The organism is Acinetobacter sp. ANC_7553 (genome assembly GCF_056779895.1).
On sequence record NZ_JBWYIV010000007.1, the window covers coordinates 17,392 to 33,368 of the forward strand.

The window sequence follows — 15,977 nt, forward strand, 5'->3', positions numbered from 1 at the left end:
TAGAAGCCGACCTCACTAGAAACACTATTTTTAAACACAAAGAAGGAGCGAAACTATTCGCCCCTTCCCCATGATCTAGTCGAAACTAGATCGCCTTTAGTTTTCAGCAATACAGCATTCAACATGCAATAATCCGAAAATAAAGTTTAAATCGAATTAACGACGTAAACCTAAAGCAGCAATCAAATCGCTGTAACGAGTAGCATCTTTACCTTTAAGGTAGTCAAGAAGCTTACGACGTTGGTTAACCATACGGATAAGACCGCGACGGCTATGGTGGTCGTGTTTGTGCTCTTTGAAGTGACCTTGTAAGTCATTGATTTGAGCAGATAAAAGAGCTACTTGAACTTCTGGTGAACCAGTGTCGTTTTCAGCGCGAGCAAATTTAGCAATGATCTCTGCGCGATCCGCGTTTGTTAAAGCCATTCGATTTCTCCGAGATGCTTATTTAAAAGTATTTGATACAAATCAACGACGCTCTTCAAAGCGGAATTGACTGCCGTGCATCACTACAGCAGCGTGCTATTTTAAAGGAACCCCCCTCAAAAAGCAAAATTATCCGCTCAATAACTTCTGGCAGAAACAATCATCAATTCATGTCGTTAAAGATACTGACTTTTGTTTTTGGGCAGGGCAAACTTGCCTGTTATAAAAACAATGAAACATGGAATGAACGTGAAATTACTCTCTACAAATACGTGCATAGCACCAAAAGACTTAACTACGATCACTCGTCATAAAGACGAAGTTGCGCCAGAACTTGGGGGAATGACGCAACAGCAAATTGATAAAATTTGGCACAGTGTTGAAGCACTTTATCGTACTGGCAATCATCCAATGATCAGTATGTGTTTACGTCGCAAGGGTCAGATATTAATTAATCGCAGTATTGGTTACACAGAACTTGGTCCAAACTATCAAACAGACCCTTCTAAAGTTGCGACACCAGAAACACCGGTCTGTATGTTTTCTGCCTCTAAAATCGTTAATGCAATGTTAGTGCATTTGTTAGATCAACAAGGGAAAATTAACTTACTTGATCCAGTGAGTCGCTATATTCCAGAGTTTGGCGTTAACGGTAAACGACGCGCCACCATATTTCATTTGTTATCACACCGTGGCGGTATTCCTAAAATTGAAACTGAGGTCACTCCAGAGCTTTTATTTGATCGTCAAGGGATCCTAGAGCATCTTTATGCAGCAAAACCGATTGCACCCGTAGGCTCGCAACTCTCTTATCATGCTGTAACTGCTGGATATATTTTAGGAGAATTGGTTGAACGTGTAACAGGACAAGATATTCGTGATTACTTGCACGAACATATTGAAAAACCAATGAATTTACCTTTCTTCAACTATGGTTTAAAACCAGAACTACGTCATTTAGTTGCAAAAAATTATCCAACTGGGATTCACCCTGTTTTGGGGACTGACCTATATCTCAATCGTGTATTAGGCGGAGGACTGCAACTGGCAGTGGATGTCACCAATGATCCCCGTTTTATGGATACCGTCTGTCCTGCAGGAAATATTTATACCAGTGCTGAACAAGCCAATCGTTTTTTTGAAATGTTACTTAATGGTGGTCGTTATCAAGATCAGCAAATTATCAATTCAGAAACGGTCTTCAGAGCAACACTCCCTACATCCAATACAACAATAGACCGTAACCTTTTAGCACCTATGCGTTATGCACTTGGTCCGATGTTAGGCAGTAATCCAATCGGTGTATTTGGCCCAAATACTGGACAAGCTTTTGGTCATCTAGGTTTCTCGAATATTTTATGTTGGGCAGACCCTCAACGGGATATCAGTGTATCGTTCTTAAATACAGGGAAATCTGTATTAGGCACACATTTAGCCGCTTTAGCAAAAGTGCTATATCAAATATCCAACCAATGCCCAAGTATTCCTAAGGAAAAAAGACGCGCTTTATTTGGAACTGATCAATCTGAAACTGAACGTGTTTAATATCAATGTAAAAAAGGCATCATTTAGATGCCTTTTTTTAAAGTTTTCATCTATTAGCTATTAATTAACCACTGCAGATTGTCACAAATAAGAAAGTACGACAGTTACGTTGTGGTGCTGGAGTTGGTGTTGGCGTAGGAGTTGGCGTCACTACAGGTGGCTCAACAACAGGGGGTTGTGGTGCTGGAGTAGATGGAGCACCATTTAACGCAGCAATTAAATTCAAACGAGGTGTTCGAATTGAGTTACGGTGATCCGTAACCAAAGTTCCCGTAGACGTCATACGTGCAACAATTTGATCCAGCGATTCATTCGGGAAAGCATTATTCGCACGTAACACAGCAACAGCACCTGCAATGTGAGGTGCAGCCATTGAAGTACCATCCATTGTATATCCGCCAGCGGTAATACGTGAACCAGGCGCCAATAAAGTTAAATTACGACTAGAGTTACTGAAACACGTTACTTTGTCGCTATAAGTTGCAATGTCAGAGCAATTGCTAAATGCAATCGAACCTACGTTAGCATCATAAACCGCCCCTACACTGACTGCACCCGCAGTACATGCTGGATAGGATATACCACTCAGATGTCTATCATTGCCAGATGCAACGACTGGTAACACACCCAAGCGTCTTAAGTTTTCAAAAGATTGTGTAAGTGCAGACGACGTACAAGTAGATGAGTTACTTCTGCCATTACCAATACTCAAGTTCACTGATTTAATATTTTTGCTTTGAGCACGATTCGCTACCCAGTTCAGGGCACCAATCATGTCATAATCGGATGCACCACCACCATTTTTAGTAGTACTGCCAGTGAATACATCGAGCATCACAATTTTTGCACCTGGTGCAACTTTAGAAGCAATTGCAGCAACGTTAGTTCCATGCCCATTAACATCTAACTGATAGTCTTCTCGAGCAATTTCAATAGTATCCGAAACTTTACAAGTAGATGATGGTACACCTGGTGCTGTACAATTACCAAAGTCTGAATGGCGGTAATTAATACCTGTATCTAAGATAGCAATTGTTGTCCCTGCACCAGTATAACCTTGCGCAGCCGCAGGTACTTGCCCAATTAAGGGTAGACTTTCAGATGCTGTCGTATAAGAAATATTATTTGGATAAACAGCTTTTACATTCGGGTCATTCAATAAGCTTACAAGCGTGTCACGCTTTTGAACGCGATGAAAACTGAATGGTAAAGCATTATAATCACGTAGTAATTGAATACCACCTAAACGCTTAAAGTTCGATTGAATCGATTGCTTCTTTTGAGCAAGATGTTCACGAAGTTGAGCGCGATTATTTTCTAAATGATTAGTGTCAATATGATATTCAACGATTAGATCATTTGAACTGTTGTTCAATAATGCCGACAGATTAATACCACCTTTCGACACTTTTTGTTTTGCCTGATTGTTCAATTTAGCGTTAGCTGCTACAGGGCTCATTTGAGCCATTGCAGTACCGACCATCAAAACACTCAAACATGCGCTTAATGATAAAGTTTTAAACATAATTGTTCTCCGTTGTTATGTTTTTAGTGCGCAGGGTAAAAAATTACACTTGATTGGCTGGATCAGTTTCTGGATCAATAGGCTTAATCGAAAAATCGCTCTTCGGATCCACTAAATCTGGAGAATCAGTAACAGGCATCTTCTCAGACTCGTTTAAATCTTCGACTTGATCTTCATTAAGGGCTATTGGCGTTTGCTGTCCACTCTCAGAAGCAGATAGAGAATCAATCTGAGTGCCTGAGGAAGTATTTTGATCTGCAGGCTTAAAACATTTATACAACCCAAACAAAACAACACTCACCAAAATGATTAAAATTATGAATTTTTTCATGGTTTTTTTGTAAAGTGATAATTTTTACGCACTTTAATAGAATCGTTAAGTCAAAACAAGTATAAAGATGCCTAAAAATTAAGATTGAGATAAACGGTTAAAAAAGGCCCTATGACAAGTCATAGGGCCTTTTTTGCGCTGTAGATTCTTATATTTTAATTATGATTCTGTTATTTATATTTTTATTGTAAGTGCTGCACACACATTTATTATTAATACGGTCCTTGTTCTTAAGGTTTTCATTTCCTTATACGACTATTTTGCCAGATTCATTATGCAACACAAGTCGCAGTTTTCTGATCTTTATGTAAGAAATTGCGTACATTATGTAATCAATTTAATCTTATATGTATATAAAAAAGCCCTGTAGTCTCTCCCAAAACTACAAGGCTTAGCGGCTGTAAGTTTCCTCTTTTATCACTTACATCATTGTAAGTTCGCAGTCTCTCGACTATAAATTATTGTAATTATGCGATATTGCTCAACTTTCCGTGTTGAACCTTTTATGCAAGCAATCATCGCAAAAAATTGTACGAAGCTCTATGCGCCAATTTCTCGAATCCTTGTAAGATATTTCCTACAAAGGTTTTCTATTTTCAACCAATCGTTAAATATTAGATATAAATAAAGTGTTTAATTTATTCAACAAACCTGTTTTTCTTATTGTTTTAACATTTATTGCCTCAAATAAAGCATCAGTATCCACCAATAAACTGACTGCTTTTTTTGCCCTCGTAATCGCGGTATACAATAATTCTTGGCTCAATAGACGTGACGCAAACTCATCTAACACAACTGCAGTGTGTTTAAATTCAGAACCTTGCGACTTATGAATGCTCAGCGCATAACAGGTTTGCATTGACTTTGGTAAACGTGATGCTGGAAACCATTGGTCAAGACTTGGAAAATATACTTCAAATTGATCAGCAAACTGGCGATGTCTGAGACATATCCCAATATCACCATTAGAAAGCCCGAGTTGATAATCGTTATATGTCATCATGACAGGGCGACCAATATACCAAAGGTCGTGTCGTGATATCCTCATATACTGAAATAGCTCCCTCTCAATTTCATCATTCAAACGATTCAATCCCAAATGTCCATGTCTCACTGCAGCTAAGATCCTATAATCATCAAATTTTTGGATAATTTCAGTCACATCCTGCTGCTGATATCCATTTCTGACATAAAGGTTGAGTGCTTTAAAGTAATCCGTAAACCCCGAACTTAATTTAAGGTAATAGGCTTTTAAATCTTGATCTGAATATGCTTTATTCAAATATTCTAGTTGAACAAGATCCTCTTGAAGCTCAGCTAAATTAATCTGTTGGATTTCAGACGCTCTACAAATCTCCTTCTCAAATTTAGCCAATACATCAACTTTCGAGCTTTGTGGTGAGCATTCATGTGATTGGATGAACCTTGCCAAATCACCGATTTTTGCACCTGCTTTGAATCTTCTACTGGTCACTAAATTGACGTGATGGTCTTTAAGCGCTTTTACTTGTTGTAAATCTGCCAATACCATCCCCACATCAACCGAGGCCAACTGCTGTGCATCCCCTAACAAGATCAAACGACATTGGTCTGGAATCGCTTCAAAAAGCATCGTCGCGAGATTGAGATCAAGCATTGAGGCTTCATCAATCACCACCACATCATAGGGTAATGGCTTTTTCAGACTGTATTTAGGTTGAGCGCTATGCCCTAAACCTAGAAGACGGTGAATCGTTAACGTATTTTGCTGCTTTAAGTGGGCAATATCCAAACCCATATTGAGCATTGCATCGTCATTTAATGAGTTTTGCAATGCTTCTTTCATTCGCTGTGCAGCTTTCCCTGTCGGTGCAGCCATTGCGATTCTTAACTGATGATTCGACTCATTTAATACAGCAATAATACGCGCTAGAGTATACGTTTTCCCTGTACCTGGACCACCCGTAATCATACTCAGCGCTTGCCTTGATACCATTTCCAGAGCTTGCTTTTGAAATGGATCGGTTAATAATTTTTCATATTTTGTGCAATCTGCAGGCACTATCGTTTGCTGCTTTAAACGATAAACTTGTTGAGCTAAACGCTGCTCTAATTGCCAATAGCGATATAAATACAAATAGTTCTGATCATAAACAAAAGGCGCGACCTGTTGCTCTGCAAGCTCTGCGCTCACGAGTAGCTTACTCAGATCTTGGATAACATTCCCTTTCAAATCAATACAACTATCGCCGATAGTAGATGCCATCAGAACTTGTTCAATGGTGTTAATGGATTGTTCATTTAAATCATCTGATGAAAGATACTGATTTAGGATATATTCAGCCCAAGTTGTTACCCATTGAGGAACATCAACTTTTTCATTCTGATTAATTTCCACACAGTTATCCTCATAGTTATCTACACATTTATCATCAATATTATCCACAAGATAAATTAATGATTAATAATAAATTCATTTAAATATTCATGCTATTTTGCTGTTTTTATCCTCAGCAAAATAGCCCAATATTGCATCTAATCTTAGAATAAATTCTGAACTAGGACGCCAATAATTAAATCCATATTGGTCAGTGCCATTCATCCCACGTAAATATAAATAACTGGCACCACCAAGATCTCGATCGATGTTGTAGTCATCAATATGAATACTTAAATAGCGATGTAATGCCACCAAATATAGGGCTGCTTGTAGCCAATAACTTGCATGCGTCATGCTCAGCTGAATAGCTTGAGCTGAATAGTCTTCCACATGATTTCCGAGATAATTACTCTTATAGTCGGCAATGTGATAGCGCATCCCATCATAATAAACCAAGTCAATTGAACCATTGAGGTAACGTGCTGAATTTGCAGCATTGAATTCGGGCATATTAAACCCAAACTCTAAAAATAATTGCTGAATACGCTGAATACCAAATATTCGGTCTGCTAAAGCCAAATAGAATGGAAATTCAGCCAAATGTGCTTCAGGTACTAATTGTTTGAGTCGAAATTCAGGTTGAATAGGTGTCTCTAAAACCTCTGCTAACCATTCAGCCATCATTTCTAAAAGATGTTGCTCGGCATCATGATGTTGAGGAAAATCTGATTGAAATTTAGCGAATAATAGCTCCCATAAACCTGAATAGGCATTTTTAAAACGGCGGCGAATTTCTAATGTCCAATCTCGGCGATCTTGAAAATCGATATGTTCAAAAATTTCATGTAGGAAATTTCCAGCTATTGTTCCCATCGGAAAATGAGCACGAATCCAACTCAAAGGTTGTTGATGATCCAAATCCTCAAATTGATATGGAGTCACGAGCGTCACAGTATTGACCTCATCACTCGCATGATGTTCGATCATATCTTGAGCCGCCATACGATCTTTAATTTGTTGATGACTCAAATGTTGTGCGAGATAACTAAAACTGGTTTTGGCTCTAGGATAAAAATGGACTTGAGGATATTTCTGCGCAATCATTTGAACAGTATGATGTTCTTTTTTTGCGATTATTTTCTCAGGGCATTTCTCTAAACATGGCTCATCTAAACTGAAAGCATGCTGAAATTGGTTCGCACCATGACCACGCCAATACGCCAAACCATAAATAGATTGCCCTTTTTGATCACTCATCATTGCATAAACGCGGTGTTGTGCTCGAGTTAAGGCCACATACCATAATCGTCGATGCTCTGCCAAAGCACGTTGGTCATGTTGCTCAACCTCTAATGGTTCCAATAATTCTTCACGCTTTAACGCCACGACACGTTGTGCGACGGACTTTCCAGTTCCATGATCCTGCACTTCACGAATTGAAAAGTTAAGTTCGCTTCGATCTGACAGTTTACGATCTGCGCCAAGCAAGAATACAATCTTAAACTCCAATCCTTTAGATTGGTGAATAGTTAAAAGTTGAACGCCTGCTTGATTACTCAATTGTCTTTCAATTTCCCACTCTCTTTCCATCGGATTTGAAAGCTGTCGCATATACCAATGATAAAGGGTATGCATACCTCTTAACTCATCACTGTTTTGGCTCAACAACTCTGAAATGTGTCGCAGATTGACCACTTCGCGTTCATTGTCATAGCTGAATTGCTCAACCAAGTTTGTCCAAACTTTGAATTCTGTGAGGAAACTTTGCCATGCTGTTAAAAAGCCTTGGCCCATCCACATTTCACGAATTTCTTCAAATTTCGTGATAAATAAACTTAAGCCATCTGCTTGAATTTGAAGTTGCAAAAAGCGATGTAAATTAAAACCCATCAATCGTGTAAGTAAAGCTCTCTTTAATTTAGCTTCATCAAATGGATTCATGATCGCTGCCAAAATTGCACCAACATCTCGAGCAATTCCACTTTTGAAGACACTTTTTCGTGAAGGTCGATTCACAGGAATGCCTAACATCAATAAGTGATGATGAACTTTTTCTAAATCAGGATTGTTACGAGACAAAACCGCAATATCATCTGCCTGAAGTTCAATACGTTGCCCCTGCTTTTTGAAATATAGCTGACTTTGGGCAGCCTGATTGAGCAAATCCCGTATCTTCCAAGCAACCTGCTCTAACTCGTGTTCCTTATCATTTACTTGAACCCAACGAAGCGGAGCATAATTTTCTAAACCGGATTGGATCAATAATGGATGCGATCGAGTACCTGCTGTAACAGGCGTATATTCAACTTGTTCACCAAAATCCATTTGTTGTTGAAACAAAGCATCGACGACTTCGACCAATGGTTTCACTGAGCGATGATTATGCACAAGTTGGTAAAAACGCCCTGCTTTAGTTTCAACATCTTGATATGCTTTTAGGAACGTGAGCATGTCTCCACCGCGGAAACCGTAGATCGCTTGCTTACGGTCTCCCACCATAATCATACAACCCTGCTTCACACGACTTGGATGTCTCCAAATCTGCGCCAACATATCATCTTGATCTTGGTTGGTATCCTGAAACTCATCCACTAAAATAAGTGGGTAACGCGCGTGAACGTACTTTGCAAACTCCTGACCTTGCGCTCCCTGCAGTGCTTCGGCCAAAGTTCGAATTTGCTGTGAAAATGTGGTTTCTGATTTTTGCTGTAACAACTCTGGCAAACGTTGTTTTACTTGTTGTGCTAAATAATATTGTAAATAACTCTCCAAATGCTCGAGTTGTTGATTGAGCTTGTCAAACTGTTTAAAAAACTCAGCAAGTTCAACAATAATAGGATGTTGCTCAAATGCCGCCAAAACATCGACGGGACATTTATTGAGAACTTTTTTTCTTAATTCATTCAACTGAGTAAGATGAGTGCTGAGATGCGACGCAAAAATGACTTCAATGCCTTGGGATTTAACTTGATCAAGGAATTCAGGCAACAACTGCGTGAGTGTAATTTTTAATTTATCTTGATCGCGCCACTTCTTTGCGACTACAGCATAATACTGCCCTTCAGTATCATAAAAGTCTGTTAATGAATCTAGCGTTTCAAGCTCGATCTGTATGAAGCGCTCTGCATGAGTTCTGAAAGCGTCTACATCTATGGTCGGCGCTGGCACTGCTTTGAAATAAGCAGAGGAAAAATTCAAACTCGTTTCAATTAAATCGATATAAGCATCTTGTGACTTAATTTTTTTCTTAAGCAGCAAATAATCTACAGTTGATTGAGGCTGCTGTTGAATCCATGCCCGTAATTCATCATGAATTAACTGAACCGTATATTGTTTTGCATCATTGGTGATTTGCATTCGTTCAATTTTACCGCTCTCAAATGCAAATTCACGAAGAAGCTTTTGGCTAAAGCTATCCAAGGTCCCAACAAAGAGCTCTTCAAGCTGATCTATTACCAGTTTTAAACGTGCACACGCATATGCAATCAAGCCAGAAAATTGATTTAAAATCACTTGATATAAAATATCTGATTCTAATTTTGCACGCGCTTGAACTTGATCTTGAGTTAACTCACGACATGACTCTAAAAGTCCGAGTACCTCGATTAAACGTGCACGAATTCGACTTTTCAATTCAGCCGCTGCTTTGCGTGTAAATGTCGTCGCAATAATCTGCTTTGGTAAATATTCTTCTAATAGAATTCTGACCATGAGGCTGGAGAGCGTATACGTTTTTCCAGTCCCCGCAGAAGCCTCAATCCAATGCAATCCAGTGAAATGCATATCCACAATTGGCTGATACGAGACTGTAGGCTTTTGACTCATATTTCAGCCTCCGATTGATACATATATATCGGCTGATATAAGACATAAGCAAACTGACCACACGCTTGTTTTAATAGGTACTCAGCATCTAAATCCTGTAAAATATACTGCCAATCTCGGTGCAAATGACTTTCTTCACTGTCATTTAAACTATAACTCAGAAAGGCATCGCTTTTATTCCATTCATTTAATAGCTTATCGAAGTTATTTAACTGCTGATGACCCTCTTCATCAGTGACCCATTCTAATGCTTTTCCATCTACTGCAAGTTTCATCAGCAATGCTGCAGGTAAAACGAGAGGCTCTATCTGAGCTTGTTTATATGCCTGAATCCATTGGGAAAGCATATCCTGAGCTTGTTTCGTCGTCAGGCCAGTACACATGATGGTTTTATCGCTAAAGATTTGGATGCGCTGCATTTCAGTTGCAAGGTGATCTGGTAAGTCTCGATAACTTAACCAAAGTAAGTATTCTAACCATACATGTGCTCGTCGTTGTGCGCGTGCACTGGATGTTGAAACACTCACCCAGCTCATCTCATTCCCTTGAGGAACGGTCACTTGAAGCTGTATATCATCTATTGCTATGACGCGCTGAGTGATTTTGGTCGGCTCATCAATATAGTACATTTGCCTTTTTAATAACTGTTGATGTTCTAACAGACTCATTTTCAAACTGACTTCTTGTAATTTGCCGACAGGAAGCTGGTCACTGAGTAATTCAGTCTGAAGCTTCGAAACATTTGGCTGCTGTTGTAAAAAGTCACGAATAGAGTATCGCGCCAATCCATCTAATAACAACGGCTCATTCACCTCAGGTAAATCCTGATCCTTTAAATTAGATACGCCTAAGGTTTTTAAATAAAGACGCGCAGGAAAACAAATATCTTTGATCCATTGTTCAGCATCCAAGACCATGATGTCCTGATTCAATTCAAGCGTGGTATTAATCCAAGCCTCTCTATGACCACGTTGATCCTGATGATTGAGGTTAGAAGCCACGGCATACCATTCATCTTCATAGCGCTGATGCTGTTGCTGAAAACCATCAGGATCAAAGGGTTGCAAAGGATGTACCGTGTAGAGTGTGCTCAAATTCTGATGAACTTGAATGCCATCAATATCAATGAGAGGATTCGAGGAAGATTGATCTGATGTTTTTATGATCCACGCGAGATGTTGGAGTAATTCCTGAACACTACTCGATGGATCTCGTACTTCACCATCGGCTACATCAAAACCATTATAGAATAGCCAGAGATTATCTTTGGCCAATAACAAAGCGTCTAAAAAAGCACCTTGATCATCGTCTAAACGTGATCGATCACCGATCATGGGCTTGAGTAAATCCATTAAATCAAAAGGTAAATGACTCTCACGATTTGGGAACTTCCCCCCATCTAAATTCATCATGACGATTAACTTATACGGTATTGGCCGAATCAAACCAATTTGACTAAATGTAATTTGTCCAGTTGGCAATGCATAATCAAGTTGCGATTCAAGGGTGCTTTGGATTTCAGTCAGAATATAGCTCAAAGGCAAACGTATGTTTTTAAGAATGGCTTGATCATGTTCTTCATAGAAATTTGCCAGCGTTAGCATTCTTATTTGCTTTTGAATAATCTCTTTAATCATCTCTAACGAGCTTACACCAGCGCTTTCAAACTCATTAACTTCTAAAATTAAACGATTGAGCCAAAATTCAACATGCTCTGACGTCTCTTGTTCACTTTCGATTTCAATCGTCGTGAGCCAATCTCGACGCTCTGTAAAGTGCTTATATATTTCAATGAGCGTGGCGATTAAGTGAAAATCACCCGAGCCCACTAGATGAGAACTTAAGGTCTCCTGAAACATCGCATGAACTGGAACAGCCACACCCAGCGCCAAACGATCTAAGGCATACTTAAAACTAAACCGATAGTCTTGATCATACTCCGCCAATGTTTTTTGCAGATGTTGTTTATCCAAACCTCGTCGAAATCCCGCTTGTCTTAACAAAAATAAGATGCGCTCAGTACCATTAATGTCTAAGCAATATCTCACTTGGGTCGCTGCTAAGTTCAACCAATCAGCAAAATCATCAATGGTAAATCGACTTTGTATCAGTTCAATTCGCCCTAACACTGAACGCCATGCCAATACTGTATCTAACTGCGTGATACCAGCTAGCTTTACTGGCAGATAAACACCTGTTGCAGTATTTTTTTGCGGAAACACACTCCGTATCAAAGGCTCAATTTGTTTCAGATCAGGCGCAAGAACTAAAATATCACTCGGACGGCGTGGTGCTTCTGCTGTTGACTGAGCAAGCCATCGGGTCAATTGATCTTTTAAGACTTCAAGCTGTCGTACAGCGGAATGACAAACATGAATGTGGATTGAATCGTCTGCTGGATCTAATACATAACTTTGAGCTTGAGGTTCAACCAAATGTAAAATATCTGATTGCAATTGGCTCAGTAAATGCTGCGGTGCTTCATCCACAAAAGCATCTATCCATTGCCCCTCATCACCAGAGGAAAGGTTAGACAACAGAGAAAAGTGATCACGTGCCTGCTTGCCCATTCGTGTTAATAAGGGATGTCTGGACTCACGTGCCAGCCCATTAAAGCTCAGACTAAAATTCTCAAAAAACTGCTCAATTTCATTATCAGCTGGTTTTCTTTGATGCTTTTGCTGAAACTTTTCGATATATCGCTCTTTAAGCTTTAAGTCATATTGTTTTTTCCAATTCGGATCGACACTATCCGCCCAATATTCTTGTGAGGGATTGTAATGCAAAATCAACACATCAATGTACTGACCCAAACGGCGCAAAAACTGTAATTGACTTGGTGGTAAATCCAAGAGTGTAAAAACGATCAGTTGCTGTGGTAGTTTTTTGAGGGCTATTTTCTGTTGCTGTTCATCACGAAGTACAGCCCAAAAATCATGATCAATACTTTGCATTTCAACAAAGTCTTCATGAAAAATATTGAGCCATAACCAACGTTGCCAAGCCTCTAATTGTTGTGCCTGCGAAAATTTAAAACTGGAAGCTTGATCGTTTAAATATTGTAATTGTTGTTCAATATTGAGTGCTTCATTACGCCCCCATACCTGAATCCAATTTTCAGGACAACGACAATCATATTCACATGCTCGGCGACAATCTGCTCGATAAATCATGTAATTGCTGAACAATTTTGACACTTGATCAGACACCCAATACAACATGCTCATTTTTTTTCGATATTGTTCATTTGACTGTTCAATACGTGCTGCGCTGTCATAGATACGTGTGATTAATGGGAATAAAGGATGTTCAACCTCAAGCTGATTATGCGCACGCTGTATAAAAGGTTTGAGTGCTTGGAAAATACGCCACTTCATAATCAGACGTGGAATATTCGCTTTACGTACTTTATCTTTGTCACTCAAAATTTGCTGGTAGGCATACCATTGAAAGCCACGAATACGTTGATGGAAAAATGTATTTGCACTGATGCCTTGGTGCTCAGATAACCGTTGGGTTAACCACTCTTGCATTGCCGCAGAAGGCACCACAAAATGTTGTTGCTGTAGGACTGCAAATGGGTTGTTCGTGGGACGCTTTTGAGTCGTGATGATGCCTTGTACCAAAACTTCAATGCGCTGACTTTGAATTACATGAATTCCCATAAGGTCCCTTTCACCATACAACGAACACGTTATGAAGTTGTGTGAACAAAATCATAAACATAAATTACTATACATCTTAATCTGACTATGTCACTTTTACTTTATGACTTTAATAAAACTTTCATCTCGCGCTATGTTCATCATGTGATGGATCGAGAACCATAGACTTTGATTAGGTGATAAATAAATGAAAATTGATAAAATTCCAGAAACAATCGACCCAAATTTAAATTTAGAACAAATTCGAGATGAATGTCTTGATCTCGTCAAAAAACGCTCTTATGTTTCAGCAGGTGTTGCTGTCATTCCTGTGCCCTTTTTAGATGTTGTGATTGACGTAGGTATGTTGTCAATTTTAATTCCAGAAATTAATGCTCGCTTTGGCTTAGCTCCTGAACAAATCAGCGTTTTTGATCCTCAAACCAAAAAAATCCATTGGAACGAACTACGCAAACGCGGTTTCGAGTTTTCTGGTCTAGTCGTGGCTCGTACTGCCGCTAAAGCTTCGCTGAACAATATGGCAGCCAAAGTGTTGACCAAGCAAGTAACTAAGTTTATTCCATTGGGCGGTTCAATTATTGCAGCTAGCTTGGGTTATATTGTCATGAAAAAAGTGGCTGAGGCTCATGTTGAAGAAAGCTATAAACTTGCCAAAAGCATTCAACAAAAACAACAAGCAAATGTTGTGAAATACGCTTAACACATAAAACCTTAGACGTATAAATAAAGCCCTTACAGGGCTTTATTTATACCTCTCACCAGTTCTAGGCGTCTACTTTTAATTGTTTCAAAATTGCCTTCAAAATCTCAAGGCGTGCAGTATATTTATCATTGGTAGCAATGATATACCACGGCGCATCTTCGGTATTTGTTCGGTGGAGCATGTCTGCTGCAGCCAATAAATAATCATCCCAACGTTTGCGATTACGCCAATCTTCAGCCGTAATTTTAAAACGCTTATGCGGTGTTTCCTCTCGTGCTTTGAAACGATTGGCTTGCTCTTCTTGACTGATGGCCAACCAAAACTTAATAACGACTGTTTGCGTATCTACTAGATCTTTTTCAAAGCGATTAATCTCATCATATGCACGTTTCCACGCTACATCCGTTGCAAAACCTTCAACTCTTTCCACCAATACACGACCGTACCAAGAGCGATCGAAAATCGAGATTTTTTCATCTTCAAGCAGTTTATTCCAAAAACGCCAGAGATAAGGCCGGGCCAATTCATACTTTTCGGGCGCAGAAATGTTATAAATCCCATATTCTCTTGGATCGAGCTTTTTCACAATACGCTTGATCGCACCACCTTTACCTGCGGCATCCATCCCCTCAAAAACGATCACCGTTTTTTGTCCTTCTGCGCGTAATGCTTGAGCGACCTTCTTGGTCAGTTTCTTGAGTTCAGCCTTATACTGATCTTTTTCAAGTGCTGCTTCATTGGGGGACGTTAAAATTTCTGGGATATCCGCTTGATGCCATTTTTGGCGCATTTTTTGAGGATGATTTGGCAAATCTTTCAGTCGCGCTAATACAACTTCTGCGAATTGCTGATCACGACATACTTCATCTTCACAATCGATAATGACCCAGTCTTGGGTAAATTTTTGACGCAATCGTTGTACATTTTCATATTGTTTTTTATTGCGCCAATCCAGCCCATGCAATTTATGCCAACGCTGCTCCGAAGGTTCAATTTTATCTAAACGCTTCTGTAATGATTTCCACGATAAATCAAACCAAACTTTCACGACATCAACATGATTATTTTTTAAATCCTGCTCAAAACTTTGCATTTGCTGCAAATAATTTTCGAACATGGTTTCATCAAATGGTTTCGAAACATGTAAGGATGTGGCTAAGAGATCACTATACCAATTCCCAAACATGACGATCATTTGCCCTTCAGCAGGAATATAACGTGCATAAGGTTGCCAATATGGGATATTTGGCTGAATAAGATGAGGAGGGTCAGCTTTGACTTTCAAATATCGTGGATCAACCCATTCTCTTAATTGCTTAACCGATTCTCCTTTACCTGCTAACTCAATGCCACTTACCAGCACCACTAAGCTTTTGGCATTTTTCTTACCGCGTGTATCTTTGAGTGCATATTGTGCTTCAATTAAGTCCAAATTGATCTGATCTGCATCAAACGTTTTGTTCTTATCTTCGGGTTGATCAGTATTTTTATCAGATTGTTGTTTTGGTTCAGACATAGCCCACTCAAAATTATTGTATTTTCGACAGTATACTCAAGGAACAGTATCAACTTAAATCTTCAGGTACAATTTATTGCAA

9 protein-coding genes are annotated in these 15,977 nt (G+C 39.2%); 2 read left to right on the forward strand and 7 right to left on the reverse strand.

The window, feature by feature from the left end:
• Window positions 1–156: 156 nt before the first annotated feature.
• The gene (gene rpsO / locus AC1M9I_RS06890; RefSeq protein WP_035264047.1) at window positions 157–426 is read right to left on the reverse strand and encodes a 30S ribosomal protein S15; all 270 of its coding nucleotides are present in this window, start codon (window positions 424–426) and stop codon (window positions 157–159) included.
• Between the two features lie 249 nt (window positions 427–675).
• Here rpsO and AC1M9I_RS06895 point away from each other — a divergent pair, with 249 nt between their 5' ends.
• The gene (locus AC1M9I_RS06895; protein ID WP_092767411.1) at window positions 676–1,971 is read left to right on the forward strand and encodes a serine hydrolase domain-containing protein; all 1,296 of its coding nucleotides are present in this window, start codon (window positions 676–678) and stop codon (window positions 1,969–1,971) included.
• 64 nt (window positions 1,972–2,035) lie between these two features.
• On the opposite strand, the gene AC1M9I_RS06900 is transcribed toward AC1M9I_RS06895, so the two are convergent.
• The 5 genes from AC1M9I_RS06900 to AC1M9I_RS06920 all read right to left on the reverse strand — a co-directional run bounded on the left by AC1M9I_RS06900 (window position 2,036) and on the right by AC1M9I_RS06920 (window position 13,676).
• Entirely contained in the window at window positions 2,036–3,496 is a 1,461-nt protein-coding gene (locus AC1M9I_RS06900) for a S8 family peptidase (protein ID WP_481593264.1), read from the reverse strand.
• 43 nt (window positions 3,497–3,539) lie between these two features.
• Entirely contained in the window at window positions 3,540–3,827 is a 288-nt protein-coding gene (locus AC1M9I_RS06905; RefSeq protein ID WP_481593263.1) for a hypothetical protein, read from the reverse strand.
• 607 nt (window positions 3,828–4,434) lie between these two features.
• Window positions 4,435–6,204 (reverse strand): exodeoxyribonuclease V subunit alpha, encoded by a 1,770-nt coding sequence (gene recD / locus AC1M9I_RS06910; protein WP_481593262.1) that lies wholly within the window; start codon window positions 6,202–6,204, stop codon window positions 4,435–4,437.
• Between the two features lie 87 nt (window positions 6,205–6,291).
• Window positions 6,292–10,011 (reverse strand): UvrD-helicase domain-containing protein, encoded by a 3,720-nt coding sequence (locus tag AC1M9I_RS06915; protein WP_481610851.1) that lies wholly within the window; start codon window positions 10,009–10,011, stop codon window positions 6,292–6,294.
• Window positions 10,008–13,676 (reverse strand): exodeoxyribonuclease V subunit gamma, encoded by a 3,669-nt coding sequence (locus AC1M9I_RS06920; protein ID WP_481610852.1) that lies wholly within the window; start codon window positions 13,674–13,676, stop codon window positions 10,008–10,010. The genes AC1M9I_RS06915 and AC1M9I_RS06920 overlap by 4 nt, the downstream gene beginning before the upstream one ends.
• 187 nt (window positions 13,677–13,863) lie before the next feature.
• On the opposite strand from AC1M9I_RS06920, the gene AC1M9I_RS06925 reads away from it, so the two are divergent.
• Complete coding sequence (locus AC1M9I_RS06925; RefSeq protein ID WP_092767239.1) at window positions 13,864–14,376, forward strand: hypothetical protein; 513 nt, start codon at window positions 13,864–13,866, stop codon at window positions 14,374–14,376.
• A 64-nt stretch (window positions 14,377–14,440) separates the two neighbouring features.
• On the opposite strand, the gene pap is transcribed toward AC1M9I_RS06925, so the two are convergent.
• Complete coding sequence (gene pap / locus AC1M9I_RS06930; protein WP_481593259.1) at window positions 14,441–15,895, reverse strand: polyphosphate:AMP phosphotransferase; 1,455 nt, start codon at window positions 15,893–15,895, stop codon at window positions 14,441–14,443.
• Window positions 15,896–15,977 lie beyond the last annotated feature (82 nt).

What these genes read in the sequence shown, in the direction of transcription:
- rpsO (WP_035264047.1), bottom strand. Translation starts at nt 426, where the DNA reads ATGGCTTTAACAAACGCGGATCGCGCAGAGATCATTGCTAAATTTGCT.
- AC1M9I_RS06900 (WP_481593264.1), bottom strand. Translation starts at nt 3,496, where the DNA reads ATGTTTAAAACTTTATCATTAAGCGCATGTTTGAGTGTTTTGATGGTC.
- AC1M9I_RS06905 (WP_481593263.1), bottom strand. Translation starts at nt 3,827, where the DNA reads ATGAAAAAATTCATAATTTTAATCATTTTGGTGAGTGTTGTTTTGTTT.
- AC1M9I_RS06915 (WP_481610851.1), bottom strand. Translation starts at nt 10,011, where the DNA reads ATGAGTCAAAAGCCTACAGTCTCGTATCAGCCAATTGTGGATATGCAT.
- AC1M9I_RS06920 (WP_481610852.1), bottom strand. Translation starts at nt 13,676, where the DNA reads ATGGGAATTCATGTAATTCAAAGTCAGCGCATTGAAGTTTTGGTACAA.
- AC1M9I_RS06925 (WP_092767239.1), top strand. Translation starts at nt 13,864, where the DNA reads ATGAAAATTGATAAAATTCCAGAAACAATCGACCCAAATTTAAATTTA.
- pap (WP_481593259.1), bottom strand. Translation starts at nt 15,895, where the DNA reads ATGTCTGAACCAAAACAACAATCTGATAAAAATACTGATCAACCCGAA.